This is a genomic window from Micromonospora sp. WMMB235, from assembly GCF_001855515.1.
Taxonomy (GTDB): Bacteria; Actinomycetota; Actinomycetes; order Mycobacteriales; family Micromonosporaceae; genus Micromonospora; species Micromonospora aurantiaca.
On the sequence record NZ_MDRX01000001.1, the window covers coordinates 4,497,534 to 4,521,461 of the forward strand.

Genomic DNA, 23,928 nt, shown 5'->3' on the forward strand with positions numbered 1-23,928 from the left:
TCCGTGTGCCGGGCGGCACCGCCGATCGCCGCTGACCTGGACCGATACGCTCCGTATCTGTGGACGGACCGCGTGTCGTCCACAGGGGCGGACGCGGTGACGCGCGACCGCCCACGCTCCCGGCATGAACTCCACCGAGCCAGCGCGCCTCTCCGTCCGCTCGCCGGCCGACATGGTCGCGGCCGTGCCCTACCTGCTCGGCTTCCATCCCGCCGACAGCGTGGTGGTGGTCGCGGTACGCGGCCGCCGCGTCGTCTTCGCCGCCCGTGGCGACCTGCCCGCACCGGGCGCCGACCCCGGCCCGGCGGCCCGGCACCTGGCGCAGGTGGTGGCCCGGCAGGACGCCGACGCCGCCACAGTCGTCGGCTACGGTCCGGCCGCCCGGGTGACGGGCGTCGTCGACGCGATCGGCGACGCGCTGACCGCCGCCGGGCTGGTCGTGCTCGACGCGCTGCGGGTCACCGAGGGCCGCTGGTTCTCGTACCTCTGCGTCGAGCCGTCCTGCTGCCCGCCCGAGGGCACCCCGTACGACCCGGCCGCCAGCCAGGTCAGCGCGGCGGCTGTGTTCGCCGGTCAGGTCGCGCTGCCCGACCGGGCTGCGCTCGCGGCGCAGGTGTCCCCGCTCGACGGGCCGGTCCGGCTCGCCATGCGCCGGGCCACCGGTCGAGCACGCCTCCGCCTGGCCGCGCTCACCGGACGGCCGTCCACGCCGTCGTCGGGGAGCCCGGCCGGAGGCTTGCCAGCCGACAGTTCGAGGGCGGGTGCGGAGCCGCCGGTTCCGGCGGACGGTGCTGGGCCGGAGGGGGAGTCGTCGGTCCCGGTTGGCGGGCCCGGGTCGGGCGGCAAGTCCCAGGCGCCGGCAGGTGGTGCCGGATCAGGTGGGGAGCCGCGGGCCGTGCGGACGGCGGGCACGGCCGCGGTGCGAGCGGCCTTCCGCCGGCAGCGGCGTGGTGAGCGGCTGGACGACGACGAGATGGCCTGGCTGACAGTGCTCCTCACCCACGTCGCGGTACGCGATCACGCCTGGTCCCGCACCGACGGCCGGGACGAGGACATCAGCCTCTGGACGGACGTGCTGCGACGCGCCGAGCCGGACCTGATCGCCGCGCCGGGCTGTCTGCTGGCGTTCGCCGCGTGGCGATCGGGGCACGGGGCACTTGCCGCTGTCGCCCTGGAACGGGTGTTGTCCGCCCACCCCGGCTACTCGCTCGCGGTGCTGCTCGACGAGGCGCTCCGGCGGGGAGTCGCCCCGTCGGCACTGGACGGGTGGCCCGGTTCCGGCGACGGCGCGGTGCTGCGGCGCCGCCGACGCAGGCCACGCCGATGAGTGGTCACCCTGCCGGGCGGTCATCCGCCTACCGGGCCGCCGGCGGCCGCCACGCCGGTGAGCGGTCACTCGCCGATGCGCGCCGCCCCGGCGTAGACGTTCATGGTCGGCCCGCGCAGGAAGCCGACCAGCGTCATCCCGGCCTCCTCGGCCAGCTCGACCGCGAGCGTGCTCGGCGCGGACACCGCCGCGAGCAGCGGCACGCCCGCCATCCACGCCTTCTGGGTGAGTTCGAAGCTGGCCCGTCCGGAGACCAGCAGGACGTGCCCGGCCAGCGGCAGCCGCCCTTCCCGGGTGGCCCAGCCGAGCACCTTGTCCACCGCGTTGTGCCGCCCGACGTCCTCGCGCAGCACGACCAGCTCCCCGTCGGGGGTGAAGAGGCCGGCGGCGTGCAGGCCGCCGGTGCGGTCGAAGGCGCGCTGCGCGGCGCGCAGCCGGTCCGGCAGCCCGGCCAGCAGTTCGGCGGTGACCACCAGCGGGTCGTCCCGCACCGCGAACTGCGAGCGGGTGCGTACCGAGTCGATGCTCGCCTTGCCGCACACGCCGCACGAGCTGGTGGTGTAGAAGTTGCGCGACGGGTCGGTGACGGGCTCCGGCACGTCGGGCGAGAGCACCACGTCGACCACGTTGTAGGTGTTCGGGGTCTCCGCCCCGGCGCAGAGCTGCGCGGTGTGCACGTCCTCCGCCGACCGGATCAGCCCTTCGGTGAGCAGGAAGCCGATCGCCAGGTCCAGATCGTCGCCGGGCGTACGCATCGTCACCGCCAGCGGCCGGCGTCGTCCCGGACCGGCCGCGCCGACGCGGATCTCCAGCGGCTCCTCCACGGCCAGGTTGTCCTGCCGGCCGATCCGCCCCCGGCCGTCCCCGGCCGCGTCGAGGTCGATCCGCAGCACACCACGCCGATCCGTCGCCCGTCCCATGCCGCCATCCTCCCCGGGCGCCCCGCCGCCCGCACGTCGCCCCAGGTCTTCCCGCCCCCACCCACCCACCCACCACCCACCCCACCCACCCCGGCCGGCCCGGCCGGCCCGGCCGGCCCCAGGCCCGATGATCGACACCAGTTCGGCGAAGTGGCGGTATCGGAGGGCCCTGGATGCCACCACTTCGGCGGAAAGCAGTCGATCAACGTCGGAAAACCGCCGACAACGCTGGGCGCCGGCCCGAGCCGGACCGGCGGTCGTGGCTGTGGCTACTGTGAGGCGGTGACGGGGTACGCGGCGATCCTGCTCGCCGGTGGCGCGGCCCGGCGGATGGGCGGGGTGGACAAGCCGGCCCGGGCAGTAGGCGGCCGGCCGATGCTGCACCGGGTGCTGGACGCGGTGGCCGACGCGGACCAGCGGATCGTGGTCGGCTCGTCCGGCCCGCTGCCCAGGGGAGTCCGGACGGCCCGGGAAGAGCCGCCCGGGGGCGGTCCGGTGGCCGCTACGGCAGCCGGGTTGGCGTTGCTCGACCCCGGTACGACGACAGTCGCAGTGCTCGCCGCCGACCTGCCGCTGCTCACCACCGCAGCGGTGGCCGAGCTGCGACGCGCGCTCGCCGCCTGTCACTCCCGCGACGACCCGCCGCCCGCGCTCGACGCCGCAGCCGCCGGGCCGGAAGACGCACCTGCCACCGCCGGGCCGGAAGACGCACCTGCCACCGCCAGGTCGGAAGACGTACCTGCCGCCGTCGGGCCGGAAGACGCGCCCGTCACCTGGCGGGAGACGCTGGACGATCGGTCCGCCGCGCTCGCCTGCTACGTGGACGGGGACGGCCGCCGCCAGCACCTGTGCGCCCTCTGGCAGGTACCGGCCCTGCGGTCCGCCCTCGACCGGCTCGCCGCGACGCGGGGCGGCTCGCTCGACGGCGCGCCGGTACGCGGGCTGCTGGCCGACGTCGCCGTACGCGAGGTGTCCTGGTCCGGCTCGGGGCCGCCGCCGTGGTTCGACTGCGACACTGACGAGGACGTACGCCGGGCGGAGGAGTGGACGAGATGACGGTGCTGGACGACTGGGTCACGGCGGTTTGCGCCGAACTGGACCTGGACCCGGCGGGGGTGCCCGTGCCGACAGTGCTCGACGTGGCCCGGGACGTGGCCCACCAGGTGGTCCGGCCGGGAGCGCCGGTCACCGCGTACCTGCTGGGGCTGGCGGTGGGGCGCGGCGCGGACCCGGCCGCGGCGGCCGAGCGGCTCAGTGCGCTGGCCGGTTCCTGGCCGGTGGACCTGGGTGGTTCCACGCCTGAGGATTAGCGCCTCGCGCGGGATTCGGTCCCCTTCGCGCCTGGGTAGGGTGGCGGGAACGGACGGAGGCGATCATGACGGCAGACCACCCCTCGGAGCCGGTCGACGAGCCTGCCGGCGGCGCGCCGGAGCACCACGCCACCGGCGCCACGTCGGCGCATCAGGCCACCGGCGGCGCGCCGGAGCAGCACCACGAGTCGATCCTGCTCGACGAGCCGACCACCGCTGATCTGCGGGCCAAGGTCACCGAGGCCTGGCGGGAGTTCGCCCGGGCGCTCGCCGACCGGCTGCGCGGGCTGCCCTCCGGCGGGCACCTGGAGGTCACGCTCGACCCGACCGCCTCGGGCACCGGCGACGCCGTCTACTCGGTGAGCGTGGACGCGGGCGAGGCGGGCCGTCTCTCGGCCCGCGCGGTCGGAAACGCCACGCTGCCGCAGGGCTACCGGCTGGACCGGGCCGCGGTGGCCGACATGGTGGCGCTCGGCTGGTCGCCGCCGGGCGTGGTGCCGGGTTCCGGGGAGCAGTTCGGGCTGGACTGCGGCACCGACGAGGCGACCCGGCTGGCCGCCGTGCTGTCCCGGACGCTGCGGGACGTCTACGGCGCCCCGCATCCGGCCTTCCTCGTCTACCTGGTGCACGACGCCGAGGGCGAGGCGCTTCCCGTGGAGCCGCTCGGTACCGCGCGCAGCGAGTTCGGCCCGGACCGCGACGTCGAGGCCGACCTGGACGAGGCGCTGGCCGCGGCGGCGGCCGCCCAGTCCGGCGAGAACGACGTGCTGGCCCTGGAGGAGCGGGTCCGGACCGTCGTGTCGACAATGCTGAAGTCCGCGTCCGACCAGCTTCAGGTCGACTCCGACGGTGACATCAACATCCGGGCCGGCTCGGCCATGGTCTTCGTGCGGGTGCGCGACAACCCGCCGCTCGTGGACGTCTTCTCGCCGGTGCTGACCGAGGTCGAGCCGACCGAGCGTCTCTACGTGAAGCTCTCGGAGCTGACCAACCGGATGCCGATCGGCCGGCTCTACTGCGCCGACGACACGGTGTGGGCCTCGATCCCGGTGTTCGGCCGCAACTTCCAGCCCACCCATCTGATGCTCGCGGTGCAGGTGATGACCGGTCTCGCCGACGAGTTGGACGACCGTCTGCACGGCGAGTTCGGCGGCAAGCGCTTCTTCGGCGAGGGCGACAAGCCGGCCCGGGCCGAGGAGCACCGCACCGGCATGTACCTCTGAGCGCTGCTCAGCGTACGTCGAGCAGGGTCTTGCCCAAGGTTTCCCGGGCCTCGATCGCGGCGTGCGCGGCGGCGGCCCGTTCCAGCGGGAAGCGCTGCCCGATCAGCGGCCGCAGCCGCCCGGCCGCGCCCTCGGCGAGTGCCGCCTCGGTGAGGGCGCGCAGCTCGTCCGGGCCGGGCCGGGGGCTCAGCAGCGTCACCCCGCGTGCGGCTGCCGACTCGGCCGGGATGTCGGCCCAGGTGCCGCCGGCCAGCCCGAAGCTGAGCATCCGTCCGCCGGGGGCCAGCAGGTCGAACGCCTCCCGGGCGAGCGGCCCGCCGACGCCGTCGAACACCACGTCGACGGCGCCCACGGCGTCCCGGACCCGGTCGGTCCAGCCCGCCTGCCGGTAGTCGACCACGACGTCGAGCCCGGCGGCACGGAGCACGGCCACCTTGCGGGAGCCGCCGACGGCGGCCACCACCGTGGCGCCGGCCCGTGCGGCGAGTTGGACCAGCAGCGATCCGACCCCGCCGGCCGCCGCCTCCACCAGGACGCGGTCACCGCGCCGCAGCCCGGCCGCCCGGGCCAGCATCAGGGCGGTCCGGCCGTCGGCCATCAGCGCCACCGCCGCGTCCAGCGGCAACCCCGGGGGTACGGGGACAGGCGCACCCTGGTCGACCACGACGCGCTCGGCGTACCCGCCGGTGCCGCCGGTGGCGGTGACCACGACGCGGCCGGCGAGCGCCGGGTCGGCGTCCGGTCCCAGCGCGGTGATCGTGCCGCCGACCCCGTTACCGGGGATCACCGGCAGTTCGGTGCCGAACGGCCCGAAGCCGCTGGCCCGGAACATCGTCTCGACGAACGTGATGTTCGCGTGTGCCACGTCGACGAGCACCTGGCCCGGTCCGGGTGCCGGGTCGGACGCCGTCCCCGGCACGAGCACCTCCGGTCCGCCGAACTCCCGCAGCCACACCGCACGCATACCGCCCCCTCGCTTCAGGCCGGTCACCAGTGCACGACATGAAGCGAGGTTGAGGTCAAGGCGTGGACGGTCCGACGCCGGGGGACTCGACCAGCCGGGAGAGCACGATGGTGCTGCGGGACGAGGTGACGAACGATTCGGCGCGCAGCCGTTCCAGCGCCTCCTCCAGGTGGGAGATGTCCGCGGCGCGCAGGTGCACGAGCGCGTCCGCCTCGCCGGAGACCGTGTACGCGCCCACCACCTCGGGGTGCCGGCGGGCGGCGGCGCCGATCTGCGCGGGCGTGGTCCGGCCGGCGCAGAACAGCTCGACGAACGCCTCGGTGGTCCAGCCGACCGCGGCCGGGTCGACGACGGCGGTGAATCCCCGGATCACCCCGGCGGATCGGAGGCGGTCGACGCGTCGCTTGACGGCGGGGGCGGAGAGTGACACCCGGCTGCCGATGTCCGCGTACGAGGCGCGAGCATCCGCGACGAGTAACGCAATGATTCGCTGGTCAACCGCGTCTATCTGCAACGTTCTGCTCCCGGGAAGCAATGCTTGTGGCTGTTACCAAAGTTGTACCGTACCTACTCTTGGTGACCGTGAACCAGCAGCGAGTCTCGCGAAAGCGGACATATCTCATGTGCTCGCCCGAGCACTTCACGGTCGAGTACGCGATCAACCCGTGGATGGACGTGACCACGCCGGTCGACGCCGACCTGGCGGTCAAGCAGTGGGACCGGCTGCGCGAGACGCTCGTCGGGCTGGGCCACGAGGTGCACCTGCTCACCGCCGAGGCGGGTCTGCCGGACATGGTCTACGCGGCCAACGGTGCCTTCGTGGTCGACGGCAGCGTCTACGGCGCCCGGTTCAAGCACGAGCAGCGGTCCGCCGAGGCCGCCGCGCACCGGGCGTTCTACGAGCAGCAGGGCTGGCGGTTCATCGCGCCGAGCGAGACGAACGAGGGTGAGGGCGACTTCGCGTACCTGCCGGAGGCGCACGGCGGCCTGATCCTGGCCGGGTACGGCTTCCGGACGGAGCCGGCCGCGCACGCCGAGGCGCAGGAGGCGCTCGGGCGGCCGGTGGTCTCGCTGCACCTGGTCGACCCGCGCTTCTACCACCTGGACGTCGCGCTGGCCTCGATCGACGACGAGAACGTCGTCTACTACCCGGGGGCCTTCTCGGCCGCGAGCCAGAAGGTGCTGGCCCAGCTCTTCCCGGACGCGATCGTCGCGGACGACGAGGACGCGCTGGCGTTCGGCCTGAACCTGGTCAGCGACGGGCTCAACGTGGTGCTGAACAACGAGGCGACCCGGCTCGCCGGCAAGCTGAAGGCGGCCGGCTACCACCCGGTCCCGGTGGAGCTGGCCGAGCTGAAGAAGGGCGGTGGCAGCGTGAAGTGCTGCATCGCCGAGCTGCGGCACTGAGCCAAGGCTCGACGCCACGCCACGCCACGCCTCGGCGCGAAGGGCGGCCTCCCGATGGGGAGACCGCCCTTCGCGTGTGTACGAGGGCTTGTCAGCCCAGCGTCGCCAGCTCGTTGATCACGACGTTGGAGAGCAGCCGGCCGTCGGTCTGCACCCGGCGCAGGTACCACTTCTGCTGCGGGGTACGCGTCTGGTTGAACTGCCAGGTGCCGCGCGGGCTGTCCACCTGGCCGACCTTGCCGAGCGCCAGGTTGACCTGCTGCGGCGAGGGGTTCGACCCGGCCAGCCGGATCGCCTTGTCCAGCACCAGCGCGGCGTCGTAGGAGGCCATCGCGTACGTGGTGGGCGCCGAGTTGAACGTCTTCCGGTACGCGGAGGCGAAGATCCGGTTCGCGGTGTTGTTGAGGTCGGCCGAGTAGTTGAGCGCGGTCTCGATGCCGTACGTCTGGATCAGCTTGCGCTCGCGGCCCTTCTCCCCGTCGTCGAGCTGGTCGAGCGCGGTGCCCTCGGTGAGGAAACCGGGGGCGTAGATCGGTCCCCGGTAGCCCTGGGCGTAGAGCTGCTTGACGAACTGCACGGCCTGCGCGCCGGAGTAGTGGCAGAAGACCGCATCCGGGTTGCGCCCGAGCGCCTTGCGGATCGGCCCGGAGTAGAGCGACCGGGAGGGGTTGGGGTCGTCGTCGGTGAAGATCGGATCCTCGGTGAGCCGGCGGCCCCGCTCGTACGCGCGCCGCAGCCCTTCGATGACGTCCTGGCTGCCCGGGCCGCGGGTGCCGAAGATGGCGATCCGGCTGGACGCGTCCAGCTTCTGGCGCAGGTACTCGCCGAGCGCCTCACCGGGCTCGGTCAGCACGTACGACGTGCGCCAGATGTAGACGACGCCCTGGAGCGTCGACGGGGAGGCGTTGGAGCCCAGCAGGGGCACCCGGGCCTCCTCGACCGCGTCCTTGATGCCGGTCATCACGGTGGGGCTGACCACGCCGGTGAGCGCGAGCACGCCCTCCTTGAGCAGCCGGTCGACGGCGGCCTTTCCGGTGGCGGCGGTGTCGCCCTCCTCGGCGGTCACGACCGTGACCGGGTGACCGGCGATCTGCTGGCCGCGCATGCTGAGGAAGAGCTGGAAACCGTTGGTGATCTCGTCACCGATGGCCTTGTTCGCCCCGCTGCCGGGCACGATCAGCCCGACTTTGATCGGGCTGCCGGATCCGGCCTCGTCCCCGGTGTCGTCCCCGGATCCGCAACCCGCCGCCAGTCCGGTGGTACCCAGCGCGGCCAGCAGTTGCAGCGCCCGCCTGCGGTTCATCTGTGCCACCGAATTTCCTTCCCGACGGGGCGGCCATGGTGCACACCCCTTCGGCGTTCTACCTGGTCGACGACGCTGCGTCAATGCCCGGAAGATCATCGTGAAGCGACCGCAACGCCGCCACCACCTGGGGCCATGCGGTGGAGCCCGGTGCGATCAGCCCGAAATGCTCGCATTCGGGCAGCTCAACGAGCGTGGCGGAGCCTCCGGCGGCCCGATCTGCCGCCACCCAGGATCGGCTGATCGCGATCGGGACCTGGACATCTTGATCACCGTGGATGACTACTGTGCGTGTTCGGATGGGCACCAATGCCGATGGATCCGCTGCGGCGTACCGGTCCGGCACGTCGTCCGGGCCGCCGCCGAGCAGCGCGGCCACCGCACCCTCGTCCAGGTCCAGCCGGTACGCCTGCGCGAGGTCGGCCACCGGCGCCAGCGCGAGCACCCCGCCGACCGTGTCCGGGGCGTGCGCGGCCACGTACAGGGCCAGGTGCCCGCCTGCGGAGTGACCGACCAGGATCGGCGGCACGGGCGCCACCCGGCCGGGCAGCGCGGCGGCTGCGAGTTCCGGCAGCGCGGCGATCCCGGCGCGGACGTCGGTCAGCGTGTGCGGCCAGCCTCCGCCCGGCCGGCCGGTCCGCCGGTACTCGATCTGCGCGACCGGGTGGCCGAGCGCGGCCAGCGCCGCCGCCATCGGGCCGGTGTGGGCCCTGTCGTACTCCGCCCGCCAGAAGCCGCCGTGCACCACGACCACGAGCGGCCGGGGCGGCCCGTCGCCAGCCGGGAGGCGCAGGTCGGCGCACTGGTCCGGATGGTCGCCGTAGGAGACCGTGGCATCCGGGGGCGGCGACGGGCGGGTCAGCACCTCGCGCGGGTCGGAGAGCATGCGGCGACCGTAGCGTCCCCCGGACCGGCCGCGTGCACATGGTCGGCGTGGGTAAAGATGGGTGCCATGACCGAAGCGCACTCCGCCGGACACGACGACGAACAGGGCAACGATGGCATCCCCGGCACCGTGGTGGTGGTCGGGCCGGACGGCCGCCCGGTCGGCACGGTGCAGACCGACGAGGGCAAGGGCGAGGACCCGACCCGTCTGGTCGAGCAGCCGGCCAAGGTGATGCGGATCGGCAGCATGATCAAGCAGCTGCTGGAGGAGGTGAAGGCGGCGCCGCTCGACGACGCGAGCCGGCACCGGATGCGGGAGATCCACGAGCGCTCGATCGTCGAGTTGAAGGAGGGCCTCGCCCCCGAGCTGCGCGAGGAGCTGGAGCGGATCTCGCTGCCGTTCACCGAGCAGCAGGCGCCGAGCGAGAGCGAGCTGCGGATCGCGCACGCCCAGCTGGTGGGCTGGCTGGAAGGGCTGTTCCACGGCATCCAGGCCGCACTGGTGGCCCAGCAGATGGCCGCCCGCGTCCAGCTGGAGCAGATGCGTTCCGGCCGCCAGGCGCTGCCCAGCGGCCCGGGCGGCGTGATGCCGGGCATGCCCGGGATGCCCGGCGGCGGCGAGGGCCACGCGCCCGGCCAGTACCTGTGACCCGTCGGCCGGGGCGTGTCATGCGCCCCGGCCGGTCAGTCCAGCTCGAAGACCTTCTCCAGGTACGCGGCCACGCCGTCCTCGGTGTTCGGCCCGGTGACCTCGTGTGCGATCTCCCGTACGGCCGGATGGGCGTTGGCGACGGCCACCGCCCGTCCGGCCCAGGCCAGCATCGGCACGTCGTTGGGCATGTCGCCGAAGGCCACCACGTCCCGCTCGTCGACGCCCAGCCGCTCCGCGTACCAGGCCAGGCCCGCCGCCTTCGTCACACCGGCGGCCGAGATCTCGATCAGTCCGCTGTACGACGAGTGGGTCGCCTCGGCCAGCCCCTCCAGGGCGCCCGCCACCACCCGCACGAAGACGTCCGGATCCTGCTCACCGGCCCGTACCAGCAACTTCACCGCGGGCGCGGCCAGCAGTTCCTCCGGCGACTCGACGGCCCGGATGGCGTCGAGGTCGGCGTCCCAGCGCAGCGGGTAGTGCACCTCGTGCCGCATCTGGCGGCTGTCCACGATCTCCACGGCGAGGCTCACGCCGGGCACCTCGGCGCGCAGCCTCCGGGCCACCTCGGCCAGCAGTTCCGGGGCGAGCGGGTCGGCCCGCAGCACCTGGTCGGTGGCCGGGTCGTACACCACCGCGCCGTTGGCGCAGATGGCCGGCAGCGGCGCGGCGAGCTGCTCGTACACCATCGGGAGCCAGCGGATCGGACGGCCGGTGACCAGGACCACCGGGGTGCCGGCGGCGGCGATGCGGGCCAGCACCGCGGCGGTACGCGGGCTGAGCGACCGGTCGTCGCGCAGCAGCGTGCCGTCGATGTCGGAGGCGACGAGCCGAGGTGGATCTTCCATCACCGGGAGAGTAGCCGGTCCAGGTAGACCGCGACCCCGTCGTCGTCGTTGCGCAGGGTGATCTCGTCCGCCGCGGCGCGCACCTCCGGGTGAGCGTTCGCCACCGCCACCCGTGCCCATCCCGCCCAGTCGAACATCGGCAGGTCGTTCGGCTGGTCGCCGAAGACCAGCACGTCGGCCGGGTCCACACCGAGCCGCTCGGCGATGACGCTGAGCCCGCTGGCCTTGTCGGTGCGGGGCGGGCAGATCTCGATGAAGCCGAGCCCGGCCTGGGTGAGCGTGGCCACGTCCGGCGGCACGATCGCCCGCGCGGCCGTCAGCAGCTCGTCCACGTGGTGGTCGGCGGTCCGGGCGAACGCCTTGATCACGTCGCAGGACAGGCATTCGACCCGGCTGCGCGCCTCGAACCGGTCCGGGTAGGGCCAGCTCGGGTGGTAGTCGCCCCACAGCGGTGCGTCGTGCTCGTCCGACGCCTCGACCATCACGGTGAGCGGGCCGACCGCCGCCTCCAGGTCGGTGAGGACGCGGGCCAGCACCTCGCCGGGCAGCCGCTCGTCCCGCAGCACCAGGGGCCCTTCCGGGTCGCTCTGGTCCACCACCCGGCCGCCGCCGGCCATCACCAGGAAGTCGGCGGCCCGGATGTCGTTACGGGTGAGTTCGGTCAGGCGCGGTCCCCGGCCGGTCGCGCCGACCACCGGGATCCCGGCGGACCGCACCCGGTCCAGCACCCGATGGGTGTACGCGGAGACGGTCTCGTCGCTGCGGACGAGCGTGCCGTCGAGGTCGGTGGCGATCAGCTTGGGCAGTCCCGGGCGGGTCATGGTTCCTCCTTCGCCCGCCGCCGTCACGCCGGCCGACCAGGTCCTCGGTGCCGCGACCATGGGACGGCGGGCAGCAACCGTATCTCGCGGAACGGGCGGCAACCACGGCTTTCCGGCGAATCGGCGGCGAAGCTCCGGTGGCCGCCGGAGGTGCTGCCGGACCTGGTTCAGTACGCCCGTTCGGGGCCCGCGAACGGCACCGTGGGCTGCACCGTCAGGTCCGCCGGGGCCGGGGGCACGTCGTCCTCGTCCGCCCGGCGGCGGCGCTCGGGCCGGTCGTCGTCCGGCTCCCCGTCGGTGGGCGTCCCGCCGGCCGCCCGGCCGGCCAGGTGCAGCGCGGCCGCCAGCAGTGCGACAGCGACGAACGCGCTGACCAGGCCGCGTCCGTGCTCGACCTGAAGGCGCTGCTCGCCGACGAAGAACAGGATGCGCCGGGCCAGCTGTTCGAGGGAGGAGGCGGTCGCGACGAGCACCCCGAGCACGCCCGCCGCGAGACCCAGCCCGGCCAGCCGGGCGTGCTGCCGCACCGCCGGGGCGCCGCGCAGCGCCAGCCCCACCGCGACCGACAGCCCGAGCAGGCCCACCAGGTACGCCGTACCGAACCCGCCGATCTCGGAGATGCCGCTGGTCAGCCGGGCGGGTGCGTCGTCGCCCCGGGTCTCGGCCGGCACCGTGATCGCCAGCCACTCGCCGATCAGCGAGGCGATCGCGGCCACCGCGCCGAGCCCGGTGAGCACGGGCGGCAGACGGCGGTCCCGGCCCAGCGCGGCGAGCGAGCGCGCGGCCCGGCCGGACGACTCCGGCTCGGTGTCGCCCCACTCGACGATCGTGGTGTCGTCGGACCTGTTGTCCTGCATGGGGATTCGCTTGTCCTGCCGGGGAACGGGGAGATCCTGCGACATGGCCACCCTTCCCGTGCGCGGGCCTGCGTCGAATCATGGCACAGCCCGCTTCCGCCGGCCGGGATCACGACCCCGGGGTCCGGTGCGGGGCGGCCCGCTTTCGGTTAGCGTCGGTGCCATGCCTATCCGTACCGCATCCGCTCGCTGGCAGGGCAACCTCACCGAGGGGTCCGGCACCGTCCGCACCGGCAAGGGCGGCCTGTCCGGCAACTACTCCTTCAAGTCGCGCTTCGAGGAGGGCGAGGGCACCAATCCCGAGGAGCTGATCGGCGCCGCGCACGCCGGCTGCTTCTCGATGGCTCTCTCCAAGCAGCTCGCCGACGCCGGCGCCCAGGAGACGGCGGTGGAGACCACCGCCAAGGTGCACTTCGACAAGACCGACGCCGGCATGACCGTGACCCGCATCGACCTGGAGACCGTGGGCCAGGTTCCGGGCATCGACCAGGCCGAGTTCACCAAGCTCGCCGAGGCGGCCAAGGAGAACTGTCCGATCTCCCGGCTGCTGTCGCCGGGCGCGCAGATCACGCTGAACGCCCGTCTGGCCTGACATCGCGTACGGCACGGCGGGGGTGTCCTGCGGGACGCCCTCGCCGTGCGGTGTGCCCGATCCGGAGGGAGTGACCGGGCCGCGTGGCCGTGGAGATGAGCCGGGACCGGTTCGAGGAACTGGTCGGTGAGGCGCTCGACGAGGTGCCCGAGGAACTGCTCGGGTTGATGAGCAACGTGGTCATCCTGGTGGAGGACGACCCGCCGCCGGGTGAGGACCTGCTCGGCCTGTACGAGGGGCACGCGCTCACCTCTCGCGGCTGGGACTACTCCGGCGTGCTGCCCGACCGCATCCTGATCTACCGCAACCCGATCCTGGCGATCTGCGACACCGACGACGACGTCGTCGACGAGGTGGCGGTGACAGTGGTGCACGAGATCGCCCACCACTTCGGCATCGACGACGAGCGCCTGCACGCCCTGGGCTGGGGCTGACCGGCCTCCGGCGCGTCCCCGCCCGGCTGATTCCGGCGGTTGCGCCGGTCCCCTAACCTGCGGGTCAGGCAGATCCTGATGCAGGAGGAAAACCCATGCGCAGCGCGCTGTTCTCCGCGGAGAACCTTGAGAAGGAGTCCCAGCAGCCCGGCATGCGGTTGCAGAACTCCAAGATGCTGAAGATCGAGCTGAACGGCGAGGCGATGGCCCGGGTCGGGTCGATGGTCGCCTACCAGGGGCAGGTGCAGTTCCAGGCCCTCGGTTCCGGCGGCATCGGCAAGTTCATCAAGCAGCGGCTCACCGGTGAGGGAGTGCCGCTGATGAAGCTCTCCGGCCGCGGCGACGTCTTCCTCGCCGACTTCGCCAAGGACGTGCACGTCATCGACCTGGAGCCGGGCGACGCGCTGTCCATCAACGGCTCCAGCGTGCTGGCGTTCGACTCGACGCTCCAGTACGACATCAAGATGGTCGGCGGCGCCGGTTTCGCGTCCTCGTCCGGCCTGTTCAACTGCGTCTTCACCGGCCACGGCCGGATCGCCGTCACCACCAAGGGCACCCCGGTGGTGCTCAACGTGGACGCGCCGACGTACGTCGACCCGCAGGCGGCGGTCTGCTGGTCGGCGAACCTCCAGACCGGCTACCACCGCGCCGAGCAGCTCGGCCTGGGCACGTTGCTCGGCCGCAGCACCGGTGAGGCGTTCACGATGAGCTTCGCCGGTCAGGGCTTCGTCGTGGTCCAGCCCTCGGAGGAACCTCCGGTGGCCGGCAGCGGCTCCCAGCAGCAGGGCGGCGTGCTCGGCGGCCTGCTTCAGTGACGGCCGGTGCCCGGGGCGTCCGCCGAGGTCGCCCCGGGCCGGTCAGCTCAGCTCGCCGGCCCGCAGCCGGGACACCCAGGCCGCCGCGTCGGCGTAGTCGGCGTCGGTGAGCCCGGCCGGCACCGGCGTCTGCTGGTCACCCGCCGCCGTGCTCCAGCGGTGCCGGGGGTACGACCCCAGGAAGCGCACGTCGGCGCAGACCCGGCGCAGCCCCTGCAACGCCTCGCCGAGGCGTACGTCGGCGACGTGTCCGGCGCAGTCCAGGAAGAACACGTAGCGGCCGAGCGCCTCGCCGGTCGGGCGGGACTCGATCCGGGTCATGTTCACGCCGCGCACCGCCAGCTCCATCAGCACCGCCAGCAGCGCACCCACCCGGTCGTGCGCGAGGCACACCGCGAGCGAGGTCAGGTCGTCGCCGGTGGGCGGCGGGGGCGGACCGGGGCGGGACACCAGCGCGAAGCGGGTGACCGCGTCCGGGTGGTCGGCGATCTTGTCAGCCAGTACCGCGAGCCGGTGCCGGGTCGCGCCGATCGGGGCGCAGATGGCGGCGTCGTACTCGCCGCTCGCCGCACCGGCCGCCGCGGCGCCGTTGGAGAGCACGTCGACCACTGTGGCGTCGGGCAGGTGCTCCCGCAGCCACCCCCGGCACTGGGTGGACGCCTGCGGGTGGGCCGCGACGGAGCGGACGTCGGACAGCGTGGTGCCGGTGCGGGCGGCCAGCACGAACTCCACCGGCAGGACCACCTCGCGGGTGATCACCAGCGGGTCGCCCTCGACCAGTTCGTCGAGCGTCACCCCGACCGCGCCGCCGATGGAGTTCTCCAGCGGCACCAGCGCCGCGTCCGCCTCCCCGGCGCGTACCGCGTCGAGCGCCTCGCCGACGCTGCGGGCGGGTGTGCGGTCCCCGCGCTCGGCGGCGGGCACCGTTCGCAGGGCCTGCTCGGCGAAGGTGCCCTCGGGGCCCAGGTAGACGAAGCGGGTCGGCGGTGTTCCCGGCATGCCGACCAGCCTACGCACCCGGCGTGCCGTCGCAGGCCAGGGTACGGATGCCGGCCGGCGCCACGGTCCGTACCTCGACGCCGCACACGTCCGTGCCGGCGGTGACGAGGCGCGGCGTGCCGCTCTCGCCGCGCGTGACCACCTGCAACTCCTCGTGCCCGGTGACCGTCAGCACGGTGTATTGCCAGCCCTCGGCGCAGAGGGGACCGGTGGCCACGGTGACCCGGACGTCGCGGGGCAGTACGCCGGCGGATCCGCGCAGCAGCGCGACGATCCGGTCGCCGGAGGGCCGCCCCCGGCAGGGCGCCGCGGACGCCGGTACGGACGGGGAGAGCGTGGGCGGGAGGACGGGCGTCGGTGGGGCCGATGTCGCGCTCGGGCTGGGCGTGGCGGACGCCGACGGGACCGGGACGGGCGTGGCGGCGGCGGGTGGCGCACGCAGCTCGGGCGGGGTGCCGCAGGCGGCGAGGGCGAGCAGCGTCAGCAGCGCCAGCGGACGGTGGCGGCGTCGGGGGCGTGGGGTGCGGGGCACGGGGGCGTCCTCGGGCATCGAGGGATGTCGTCGTGTGGTGGGGCCGAGGCCATCGTAGGAGGATGACCGGCCCGGGGTGAAGGGCGCCGGGTCTCGTCGCGGGTCAGACCGCGGAGAGGAAGGTGAGCGAGCCGGCCACCGCGCCGTCGGTGAGCACCGGCGTGGAGATGGCGTCGACCGTCCGGCCGGCGTCGGAGCCGGGCCCCTGAACCCGCAGCAGGCCGCGGGCGAGCCGCCCGGAGTGCAGCGCGAGCAGCGGCGGGATCTTGTCGGTCTCCTGCTCGGTCAGCTCGCTCGGGCTCGCCGTGAAGTCGACCAGGCGCAGGCCGCCCTCCAGCAGCGGCAGACCGATCACGTCCTCCGGGGCGCCCAGGCAGAGCAGGTCGCAGCCGGACGAGGAGATCGCCACGACAGTGGTGCCGGCGTCGATCAGCAGGCACGGCTCGGCGGCCCGGGAGACCATGCCGGACCACTGCCCGAAGTTGTCGGACTCCTGCTCGGTGGATGCCGCGGGCGCGAACACTTCCGAGAGTGAGAGTTCGACGTGGGCCACCGCGCCTCCTATGTACACCGACGGTCTGTCCACGCTAGCCGGTCGGTGCGGCGGAAGCATCGGCTGCCGGGCGGCCGGCGACGGCGCGGACCGACGGAACCAGTCGGGGCGGTGCCGTGGGCCGCGTGGCGTCGCCGGAGACGTTACCGGCGGGCGGCCTGCTTGTCAGCGGCCGTTCGGCCCTCGTCATACCACCGGTAGTCGGCGGTTGGACGGTACGTGCCGTTGAACCACGTCGCCGGCGCCTGCGCGACGCGGGAGAGCTTCTCGGCGGTGGCCGGGCTGATCCGGTTCCCACCGGCCACGAGCAGGCGGTCCAGCTCGCGGTGGGTGGCCATGAGGCAGTCCTTCGGCAGGCCGTAGACGCTGATCACCCCGGAGCCGACGAACGTCAGCACCGGGGTCACCGGGATCGGCAGGCCGACCGCGTCGGAGAGGGCCTTGCTGGCCCGCTTGGCGTCCCGGCGCGCCTCCGCCACGTACGGCGGGCGCTTGCCGTTGATCTGGACCACGTCTCCGGCCACGAGCACGCGGGCCCGGCCGTGGTCGGCGATGGTGACAGCGAACAGACCGCTCGGACCGATGGCCAGGAACCCGGCCCGGTCGTCGCGACCGCGGTCGAGCAGCATGTCCGCCGGGTCCGTCCGGGGCCACTCGATGACGTGCCACGCGGGACCGAGATGGTCGAGCTGGCCCAGGGCGCGGGCCCCTGCCGCTTCCAACCGGCGGGCCCCCCGCTCCGCCCGGCGACGCCGGGCCCACTCCAATGGAGTCGGTCGGGCCGGCTCGAGCACCGAGGTGGGCTCGACCCGGGAGTGCGGCACCGTGCGGGGCGGCAGTGCCCTGCTCGGTACGGCTCGACGAGCGGGAAAGACAGTCATCGCGACCTCCGGCAAAAGGTCTCTCGAAGTTATGTCTCCACTACCCTACGTTGCACACCCGGGGGCTCGGCAAGTTGGACCGCCGGAGTGAGTGCGGATGAATGCCATATTCATCCACACTTCTTTTCCGGATGGTGCGCAAGCCTGCCCTAGGCTGCGGGAGTGACCCACTATGTGGACAGCGAAGTCGCCCGCCTCGGGACGGTGCTGCTGCACCGCCCGGGACCGGAACTGGCCCGCCTCACCCCGCGGAACAACGACAGTCTCCTCTTCGACGCTATCCCATGGGTGGGACGCGCGCAGGAGGAGCACGACGCGTTCGCGGCGGCGCTGCGGTCCCGCGGGGTCGAGGTGCTCTACCTGGCCGACCTGCTGGTCGAGACGCTCGCCGTGGCGGACGCCCGGGCCGAGCTGACCGACCGGGTGCTGCGGTCCCGCCGGCTCGGCCACACGCTGCGACGCCGGGTCGCCGACCATCTGGCGTACCTCGACCCGGCCGGACTGGCCGACGTGCTCACCGCCGGGCTCGCCCACGAGGAACTGCGGATCGGCGCCGACCGCCCCGGCGGTCTGGTCTGGACGCTCATGGACCGGCACGACTTCGTCATCGATCCGCTGCCCAACCTGCTGTTCACCCGCGACTCGTCGGTCTGGATCGGCGACCGGGTCGGTGTGACCAGCCTGGCCATGCCGGCCCGGCGGCGGGAGACCACGCTCACCGACGCGATCTACCGCTACCACCCGCGTTTCGTCGGCACCGAGTTCGTCTACCACCCCCGGCTGGAGCACCTGGAGGGCGGCGACGTGCTGCTGCTCGCGCCGGGCGTGCTCGCCGTCGGCGTCGGCGAACGCACCACCCCGGCCGGCGCGGAACGGCTGGCCCGGCAGGTGTTCGCGGCCGGGCTGGCGCACACCATCCTGGTGGTGCCGATCGCGCAGGAACGCGCCACCATGCACCTGGACACGATCTGCACCATGGTCGACGTCGACGCCGTGCTGATGTACGCGAACGTCGCCGACCAGATGTCCGCGTACACGGTCATCGCCGGCGCGGACGGCGACGACCTGCGGGTCGACGGGCCGGCGCCGTTCCTGCGGGCCGCCGCCGACGCGATGGACCTCGACCAGCTCCGGGTGATCGACACCGGCCTGGACCCGGTCACCGCCGAACGCGAGCAGTGGGACGACGGCAACAACACGCTCGCGATCGCGCCCCGGCTGTGCGTCGGCTACGAGCGCAACGTGGAGACCAACGCGCAACTGGAACGGGCCGGCATCGAGGTGATCGCCATCGCCGGGTCGGAGCTGGGCTCCGGGCGGGGCGGCCCGCGCTGCATGTCCTGCCCGCTGGTGCGGGAGAAGGGCGGGGCCGCCTGACCCGGAGACGTCAGCGCAGCGTCAGCTGCCGGCCGAGCAGGCCCTGGCGGGCCCGGCGGCCGGCCGCGTCGAGCGGTTCCCGCTCCGCGACCGCCTCGGCGTAGCGCTTGGCGAACTCCGCCACCGGCGCCTCCCACTCGGCGGCCGGGGTGTCCTCCGGCAGGTCCCAGACCGGCGCGAGGCGCCCGTGCGCCCGGAACATGCCCGCGAACTTCGTGTCGTCGCCGAGCGTCAGCGCGCCCGCCGCGGCGAGCCGGGACAGCGCGTCCAGCGCGGCGTCCTCGTCCTCCGGCAGGACCAGGCGCACGTGGGCCTTCTCCGGCACCTGACACCAGTACGCGGCCGGCGCGGCGGCCAGCTTGACGGTCGGGTAGATCGCCGAGTTGGCCCGCTCCAGGGACGCCTGGACGTTCGGGTCGTCGGCGGCGCCCGGGTCGAGCCAGAAGTCGAACCCGTCGTGCATGGTGATCTCCAGCGGGCCGTCCACCAGGATGTCCTGGAGGCGGGGGCCCGGCCCGGGCAGCGGCGGCACGCTCACCTGGCCGCCCGGCTCGGTGCGCAGCGCGGAGATCAGCGCGTCGGCCAGGTCACGGGAGACGTCGCCGGACTGCTGGTGCCGTTGCAGGCCGATGAAGACCCGCCCGTCGGGCTTGGTCATCGCCGGGGCGGCCATCGGCAGCACGGTGGCCAGCGTGACCGGCCGGTCGCCGTACTCCTCGATCAGTTCCGGGGTCAGCCGCAGCGGCGCGGACGCGGCCGGGACCAGCTCGCGCAGGGCGATCCACTCCGGCTCGTCCGCCAGGCCCTCGAACGGCCGGGGCACGAAGACGTCGCGCACCTTCTCCCGCTTCGGGGTGGCCTCGCCGGCCCGCTGGTTCTTCCGACGCTTGCTCATGCGCCCGCTCCGCTCCGCTCGCTCATGGCGAGACAGCCTAGATGCCGGGTCTCGGCGGCGAGGGCCGGACCCGCCCGCCGCGTCGGTCAGCCGGCCGCGACCAGGTCGGTCCGCTGCGTCGGGACCGGGTCGAACCGCGCCCACACGCTCTGGCCCAGGCCGTCGCGCTCCACGCCCCAGCCGCTGGCGAGCCCGGCGACGATGTGCAGCCCTCGCCCGTCCGCCGCGTCCGGCGAGGCGGTACGCATGCACGGGCCGGCGCCTGATCCTCCGTCGGTGACCCGGAGTTCGACGCTCGGCCCCTGCTCGGTCGGGCGCAGCCGCCAGGCGACCCGCACGACGCCGCCGGGCAGCGCGTCGGCGTGCCGGACCGCGTTGCCGACCAGTTCGGCGAGGACCGCGACCAGGTCGGCCACCAGGACCGGGGGTACGACATCGGTCAGCTCGTCGGCGAGCCGGTGCCGGGCCAGGCGCGCGCCGGTGGGGTCGTGGGGCACCACCACGCACCACGACCGTTCGGCCGGACCAGTCGACACGTCGTTCCTTCCCCGCCCGTGAGCGCCCCGGTCAACCCCGGGGCAGCCGCACCTCTGCGACCGTACCGCCACCGGCTCTGGGCCGGAGGGATACCCATCCATTCTGCTGTTCAACGATCTGGCGGACGAGATAGAGACCGAGCCCGGCGCCGGGATACCGGCGGCGGTCGCCGGACTCCCCCTGCCAGAACCGGTCGAAGGCCCGCTCCACGTGTTCCGGCCGGATGCCGATGCCCCGGTCGGCCACCCGGAACGAGACGGTCCGCTCGTTCGCCTCGGCGGTGATCTCGATCGGCGTGTCCGGCAGCGAGTACTTCCCGGCGTTGGTGCCCAGTTCGGTGAGCACCGTGGCGAGGCTGTGCCGGTCGCCGAGCGCCTTGGGCAGGTCGGCGGGCAGGTCGAGCACGACCCGGTGCCGGACGTCCGCCGGCAGGTCCACCACCGCCGCGCGCAACGCGTCGACCAGGTCGAACGGCGCGGCCGGTTCGCCACCGGGACGGTTCTCGGTGGCGGCGGTCAGCAGCCGGTCGACCAGGCGGGCCAGTTCGTTGGCGCGCTGGCCGATGATCCGGGCGGCCTGCCTGCGGTCGCCGTCGCTCAGCGAGTCCCAGTGGTCGGTGAGCGTGTCCGCGTACCCCTTGATGACGGTGACCGGCGTCCGCAGCTCGTGGCTGGTCACCGCGACGAACAGGTCCCGGTCGTGGTCGCGCCGCTGCTGGTCGGTGGTGTCGCGGAAGCTGACCACGCGCAGCGCGTTCGGGCCGGGCAGTTCGCCGGAGGTGATCCGCAGCCAGCGGCCGTCCGGCAGCCGGTGGTCGAGCACCTGGCCGGGTGGCGGCAGCGGGAACGGCAGCGGCCGGCTCAACGCCTCGTCCGCCGGCCGGCCGGTCACCTCGACCGCGGCCGGGTTCCAGAGCCGGACACGTCCGTCCCGGTCCACCACCGCGAGGCCGTCGGCGAGCGCCGCCACGACCGGGCCGTCCCCGTGTACGGGCAGGCCGGTCTGGTCGCCGTACATGTGGGCGATGCAGGCGGCGATGTAGCCGATGACGGCACGTTGCGAGGGTTGCAGCGGCTCGCCCAGCGGGTAGAGCGCGTGCAGGCTGCCGACTGTCAGCCCGCCGACCTCGGCACGTGCCACGATCATCCGGCAGAGGCCCCGGCCGGCGACCTCGACGGCGAGCGCGCCCGGGATCGCGTCGACCCGGACCTCCCGCACCGGCGGGCCGGCGAGTAGGCAGACGGTGGCGGGGTCGGTGGCGGGCAGCGGGCGGCCGAGGACGAACTCGGCGCTGCCGGTCGCCGCGATCACCCGTCCCCCGGCCGGGGTGAACTCCACGAAGACCAGACCGGCGGCGCCGACCGCCGGTTCGACCTCGCGGAGCAGGCGGGTGAGCACGGCGAGACCTGACTCGCCCGAGTTGATCATGTTGATCACTGCGGTGTGGCCGGCGATGAAGGCGGGGTAGTCGGTTCGCTCCGGCATGTCCCGAGTGTGCCGCGCCGCCCGCGTCCGTGACACCCCCGGCCGGTCGACCGTCCCCGGTACCGATCGACGGGACTCACCGGCCCAACCGGGCCAGCGCGTGGGCCGGCCGGTCCGTGATCACCCCGTCCACGCCGGCTTCGAGCACGAGTTCCAGGTCCTCCGGCTCGTTGACGGTCCAGACGTACACCGAGTTGCCGGCGGCGCGCAGGGCGGGCACCAGCCGCGGGCGGGCCCGGACGAGGTCCACACCCGGGCCGGCGATCCGGCTGCCGAACGGCAGCCGGCCCAGCGGCAGCAGGCGCGGCAGCATCTCCAGCAGCAGCACGGTGGGCAGCGCCGGGGCGAGTTCCCGGACCCGGCGTACGGCGAGCGGCGAGAACGACATCACCGTCACCTGGACGGGATGGTCCGGGCGGGGCTCGGCCAGCCCGTACCGGCGCAGCATCTCGACCAGGCGGCGTTCGACCTCGCCCCGGTAGCGGGACGGATGCTTGGTCTCGATCAGCAGCCGGACCGGCCGCCCGGCGGCCAGCACCGCGTCGAGCAGCCGCTCCAGCGTGAGCAGCCGGGTGTGCGACTCGTCCAGCGGCGCGTCGTCCTCGGCGAGCGTCGCGGCCCGGTGCCAGGAGCCGAAGTCCAGCGCCTCCAGTTCGGCGAGCGTCCGCGCGCTGACCAGCCCGCGGCCGTTGCTGGTGCGGTCCAGCCGGCGGTCGTGCACGCAGACCAGATGCCCGTCACGGGTCAGCCGGACGTCGCACTCCAGCCCGTCCGCGCCCTCGTCGAGAGCGCGCAGGTAGGCGGCGAGCGTGTGTTCCGGCAGGTCGTACGAGGCGCCGCGATGGGCGAAGACCAGGGGGACGGTCATGGCCGCGTCACCGACTCAGGCGACCCGGCCCGGCTGCCCGTCGTCGGTGACCACCGGACGGCCGGCGGCGGCCCAGTCGCCCATCCCGCCGTCGACGTTGCGCACCTGGTCCCAGCCGTTGCGCATGAGGTAGCCGACCACCTGGGCGGACCGGCCGCCCGAGCGGCAGATCACCGCCACGTCGCGGTCCTGCGGGATCTCGGCGATCCGGGCGGGCAGCTCGGTCATCGGCAGGTGGTGGGCGGCCGGCGCGTGGCCGGCGGCCCACTCGTCGTCCTCGCGGACGTCGAGCAGGTAGACGTCGTCGGGCACGGCCGACGCGGGCACGCTGGGTAGTGAGGCTCCGAACACGGTAACCAAGCCTAGTCGCCCACGGCGCTCACAGCCGGTTGACCCAGCGCGGGTTGGCGCCGGCCCATTCCGGTACGCGCGTGTCGCGCAGCGCGGTGAACAGCCCGCCGCCGCCGTTGTCCAGCACCACGTACGAGACGCCGTCGATGGTCTGCGGGTAGGAGGGCACCTGGACCCCGCGCAGGGCGTCCGCGGGCAGGCCGCGCAGCGCGAACAACAGCTCGTCCAGGGGTACGCCGTTGGTGTCCACGGTCAGCGCCCCGCCTGCCGCGCGCAGCACGCGGTCCAGCTTGACCGGGTCGCTGCGCAGCCGCGTCTCGCCCGCCCGATCGAGCACCGCCCGCAGCATCTGCTGCTGGTGCCGCTGCCGGTCGTAGTCGCCGCCGGGCAGGTCGTAGCGCTGCCGCACGTAGTCGAGCGTCCGCGCGCCGTCCATCTGCTGGCAGCCGGCGTCGAACTGGTGCCGGGTGTGGATCGAGCGCACCGGCGTGTCCACGCACATCCGGATGCCGCCGAGCTGGTCGATCACCTGCTTGAAGCCGGAGAAGTCGACGAGTGCGGCGCCGTCGAAGCGGATCCCGGTGAGCCGGCTCAGGGTGGTGCTGAGCAGCCGCGCGCCGCCCTCACCGCCGCCGCCGTGCTCGTACGCGGCGTTGACCTTGTCCTGGCCGCCGGGGAAGCCCGGTGCCGCGGGGAGCGCCACCAGCAGGTCGCGCGGCACGGAGATCAGGTACGCCTGCCGCATCCCGGCCGGTACGTGCACGATCAGGATGCTGTCGGAGCGCTGGTCCTCCGGGTTCGCGCCGGGCCGGTGGTCGGAGCCGATCAGCAGGTAGTTGAGCGCGCCGTCCAGGTCTGTCCGCTTGTTGCGGGCGGCCGGGTCGAGCAGTTGCTCCTTGGCCACGGTGCGGTCGTAGCGCGAGGTGAGCCAGTGCAGCCCGGCGACGCCGAGCGTGGCGAGCAGGACCAGGACGAGTCCGGTGCCGAGCAGGAACCGGGCCCAGCGGGCGGGTCCACCCCGCCCGCGTCGGTTCCGTGCTGGCCTGGACGTGACGATCCCCCCGTAGCCGCGACATGAGACCCGCTCACGTCAGG

28 protein-coding genes are annotated in these 23,928 nt (G+C 73.8%); 10 read left to right on the forward strand and 18 right to left on the reverse strand.

Annotated elements, in window-relative coordinates:
* Window positions 1-124 precede the first annotated feature (124 nt).
* Window positions 125-1,327, forward strand: a complete 1,203-nt coding sequence (locus tag BFV98_RS19735; RefSeq protein ID WP_071097374.1) for a DUF4192 domain-containing protein — start codon at window positions 125-127, stop codon at window positions 1,325-1,327.
* A 65-nt stretch (window positions 1,328-1,392) separates the two neighbouring features.
* Here BFV98_RS19735 and fdhD read toward each other — a convergent pair whose 3' ends face one another.
* Window positions 1,393-2,247, reverse strand: coding sequence for a formate dehydrogenase accessory sulfurtransferase FdhD (gene fdhD / locus BFV98_RS19740; RefSeq protein WP_071097376.1), 855 nt, complete (start codon window positions 2,245-2,247; stop codon window positions 1,393-1,395).
* Window positions 2,248-2,529: 282 nt separating this feature from the next.
* Between fdhD and BFV98_RS19745 the strand changes: the two genes are divergently transcribed.
* The 3 genes from BFV98_RS19745 to BFV98_RS19755 all read left to right on the forward strand — a co-directional run bounded on the left by BFV98_RS19745 (window position 2,530) and on the right by BFV98_RS19755 (window position 4,780).
* Entirely contained in the window at window positions 2,530-3,303 is a 774-nt protein-coding gene (locus BFV98_RS19745) for a molybdenum cofactor guanylyltransferase (RefSeq protein WP_071097378.1), read from the forward strand.
* The gene (locus BFV98_RS19750) at window positions 3,300-3,557 is read left to right on the forward strand and encodes a DUF6457 domain-containing protein (RefSeq protein ID WP_013289326.1); all 258 of its coding nucleotides are present in this window, start codon (window positions 3,300-3,302) and stop codon (window positions 3,555-3,557) included. The genes BFV98_RS19745 and BFV98_RS19750 overlap by 4 nt, the downstream gene beginning before the upstream one ends.
* A 65-nt stretch (window positions 3,558-3,622) precedes the next feature.
* Window positions 3,623-4,780 (forward strand): hypothetical protein, encoded by a 1,158-nt coding sequence (locus BFV98_RS19755; protein WP_013477501.1) that lies wholly within the window; start codon window positions 3,623-3,625, stop codon window positions 4,778-4,780.
* Window positions 4,781-4,787: 7 nt separating this feature from the next.
* On the opposite strand, the gene BFV98_RS19760 is transcribed toward BFV98_RS19755, so the two are convergent.
* Window positions 4,788-5,744: a zinc-binding dehydrogenase gene (locus BFV98_RS19760; protein WP_071097379.1), complete on the reverse strand. Its 957-nt coding sequence runs from the start codon at window positions 5,742-5,744 to the stop codon at window positions 4,788-4,790.
* Between the two features lie 55 nt (window positions 5,745-5,799).
* Window positions 5,800-6,258 (reverse strand): Lrp/AsnC family transcriptional regulator, encoded by a 459-nt coding sequence (locus BFV98_RS19765; protein WP_013289323.1) that lies wholly within the window; start codon window positions 6,256-6,258, stop codon window positions 5,800-5,802.
* Between the two features lie 59 nt (window positions 6,259-6,317).
* On the opposite strand from BFV98_RS19765, the gene ddaH reads away from it, so the two are divergent.
* Complete coding sequence (ddaH, locus tag BFV98_RS19770; RefSeq protein WP_176921710.1) at window positions 6,318-7,151, forward strand: dimethylargininase; 834 nt, start codon at window positions 6,318-6,320, stop codon at window positions 7,149-7,151.
* Window positions 7,152-7,242: 91 nt separating this feature from the next.
* On the opposite strand, the gene BFV98_RS19775 is transcribed toward ddaH, so the two are convergent.
* Entirely contained in the window at window positions 7,243-8,463 is a 1,221-nt protein-coding gene (locus BFV98_RS19775; RefSeq protein WP_013477498.1) for an ABC transporter substrate-binding protein, read from the reverse strand.
* 49 nt (window positions 8,464-8,512) lie between these two features.
* Complete coding sequence (locus BFV98_RS19780; RefSeq protein WP_071097383.1) at window positions 8,513-9,340, reverse strand: S9 family peptidase; 828 nt, start codon at window positions 9,338-9,340, stop codon at window positions 8,513-8,515.
* 57 nt (window positions 9,341-9,397) lie between these two features.
* On the opposite strand from BFV98_RS19780, the gene BFV98_RS19785 reads away from it, so the two are divergent.
* A complete protein-coding gene (locus BFV98_RS19785) occupies window positions 9,398-9,988 on the forward strand; it encodes a bacterial proteasome activator family protein (protein WP_013289319.1) in 591 nt (196 codons plus the stop codon).
* Window positions 9,989-10,023: 35 nt separating this feature from the next.
* Here BFV98_RS19785 and BFV98_RS19790 read toward each other — a convergent pair whose 3' ends face one another.
* The 3 genes from BFV98_RS19790 to BFV98_RS19800 form a co-directional block, all read right to left on the reverse strand.
* A complete protein-coding gene (locus BFV98_RS19790; protein WP_071097385.1) occupies window positions 10,024-10,836 on the reverse strand; it encodes an HAD family hydrolase in 813 nt (270 codons plus the stop codon).
* Complete coding sequence (locus BFV98_RS19795) at window positions 10,836-11,657, reverse strand: HAD family hydrolase (protein ID WP_071097387.1); 822 nt, start codon at window positions 11,655-11,657, stop codon at window positions 10,836-10,838. The genes BFV98_RS19790 and BFV98_RS19795 overlap by 1 nt, the downstream gene beginning before the upstream one ends.
* Before the next feature lie 167 nt (window positions 11,658-11,824).
* Complete coding sequence (locus BFV98_RS19800) at window positions 11,825-12,559, reverse strand: hypothetical protein (protein WP_013289316.1); 735 nt, start codon at window positions 12,557-12,559, stop codon at window positions 11,825-11,827.
* A gap of 118 nt (window positions 12,560-12,677) precedes the next feature.
* Here BFV98_RS19800 and BFV98_RS19805 point away from each other — a divergent pair, with 118 nt between their 5' ends.
* The 3 genes from BFV98_RS19805 (at window position 12,678) to BFV98_RS19815 (ending at window position 14,355) form a co-directional block, all read left to right on the forward strand.
* A complete protein-coding gene (locus BFV98_RS19805) occupies window positions 12,678-13,106 on the forward strand; it encodes an OsmC family protein (protein WP_013289315.1) in 429 nt (142 codons plus the stop codon).
* Window positions 13,107-13,195: 89 nt separating this feature from the next.
* The gene (locus BFV98_RS19810) at window positions 13,196-13,540 is read left to right on the forward strand and encodes a metallopeptidase family protein (protein ID WP_026268384.1); all 345 of its coding nucleotides are present in this window, start codon (window positions 13,196-13,198) and stop codon (window positions 13,538-13,540) included.
* A 95-nt stretch (window positions 13,541-13,635) separates the two neighbouring features.
* Window positions 13,636-14,355, forward strand: a complete 720-nt coding sequence (locus BFV98_RS19815; RefSeq protein ID WP_013289313.1) for an AIM24 family protein — start codon at window positions 13,636-13,638, stop codon at window positions 14,353-14,355.
* 42 nt (window positions 14,356-14,397) lie between these two features.
* Here BFV98_RS19815 and pheA read toward each other — a convergent pair whose 3' ends face one another.
* The 4 genes from pheA to BFV98_RS19835 form a co-directional block, all read right to left on the reverse strand.
* The gene (gene pheA, locus BFV98_RS19820) at window positions 14,398-15,354 is read right to left on the reverse strand and encodes a prephenate dehydratase (RefSeq protein ID WP_013289312.1); all 957 of its coding nucleotides are present in this window, start codon (window positions 15,352-15,354) and stop codon (window positions 14,398-14,400) included.
* A 10-nt stretch (window positions 15,355-15,364) separates the two neighbouring features.
* The gene (locus BFV98_RS19825; RefSeq protein ID WP_036311149.1) at window positions 15,365-15,904 is read right to left on the reverse strand and encodes a hypothetical protein; all 540 of its coding nucleotides are present in this window, start codon (window positions 15,902-15,904) and stop codon (window positions 15,365-15,367) included.
* 85 nt (window positions 15,905-15,989) lie between these two features.
* The gene (locus tag BFV98_RS19830; protein ID WP_013289310.1) at window positions 15,990-16,439 is read right to left on the reverse strand and encodes a hypothetical protein; all 450 of its coding nucleotides are present in this window, start codon (window positions 16,437-16,439) and stop codon (window positions 15,990-15,992) included.
* Between the two features lie 143 nt (window positions 16,440-16,582).
* The gene (locus BFV98_RS19835; protein WP_013289309.1) at window positions 16,583-17,320 is read right to left on the reverse strand and encodes a hypothetical protein; all 738 of its coding nucleotides are present in this window, start codon (window positions 17,318-17,320) and stop codon (window positions 16,583-16,585) included.
* A gap of 162 nt (window positions 17,321-17,482) precedes the next feature.
* On the opposite strand from BFV98_RS19835, the gene BFV98_RS19840 reads away from it, so the two are divergent.
* The gene (locus BFV98_RS19840) at window positions 17,483-18,697 is read left to right on the forward strand and encodes an arginine deiminase (RefSeq protein WP_013289308.1); all 1,215 of its coding nucleotides are present in this window, start codon (window positions 17,483-17,485) and stop codon (window positions 18,695-18,697) included.
* A 10-nt stretch (window positions 18,698-18,707) separates the two neighbouring features.
* Here the strand turns inward: BFV98_RS19840 and BFV98_RS19845 are convergent, their stop codons facing one another.
* From BFV98_RS19845 to BFV98_RS19870, 6 genes are all read right to left on the reverse strand, one after another.
* Entirely contained in the window at window positions 18,708-19,592 is an 885-nt protein-coding gene (locus BFV98_RS19845) for a DUF5926 family protein (RefSeq protein ID WP_013477492.1), read from the reverse strand.
* A gap of 86 nt (window positions 19,593-19,678) precedes the next feature.
* Entirely contained in the window at window positions 19,679-20,095 is a 417-nt protein-coding gene (locus BFV98_RS19850) for an ATP-binding protein (RefSeq protein WP_255368356.1), read from the reverse strand.
* Between the two features lie 64 nt (window positions 20,096-20,159).
* A complete protein-coding gene (locus BFV98_RS19855; RefSeq protein WP_030272676.1) occupies window positions 20,160-21,614 on the reverse strand; it encodes an ATP-binding protein in 1,455 nt (484 codons plus the stop codon).
* Window positions 21,615-21,690: 76 nt separating this feature from the next.
* Window positions 21,691-22,482 (reverse strand): glycerophosphodiester phosphodiesterase family protein, encoded by a 792-nt coding sequence (locus BFV98_RS19860; protein ID WP_013289304.1) that lies wholly within the window; start codon window positions 22,480-22,482, stop codon window positions 21,691-21,693.
* A 15-nt stretch (window positions 22,483-22,497) separates the two neighbouring features.
* Window positions 22,498-22,833: a rhodanese-like domain-containing protein gene (locus tag BFV98_RS19865; RefSeq protein WP_013289303.1), complete on the reverse strand. Its 336-nt coding sequence runs from the start codon at window positions 22,831-22,833 to the stop codon at window positions 22,498-22,500.
* Window positions 22,834-22,861: 28 nt separating this feature from the next.
* Window positions 22,862-23,797 carry an LCP family protein gene (locus tag BFV98_RS19870; protein WP_052166194.1) on the reverse strand — a complete coding sequence of 312 codons (936 nt, stop codon included), beginning with the start codon at window positions 23,795-23,797 and terminating at the stop codon, window positions 22,862-22,864.
* Window positions 23,798-23,928 lie beyond the last annotated feature (131 nt).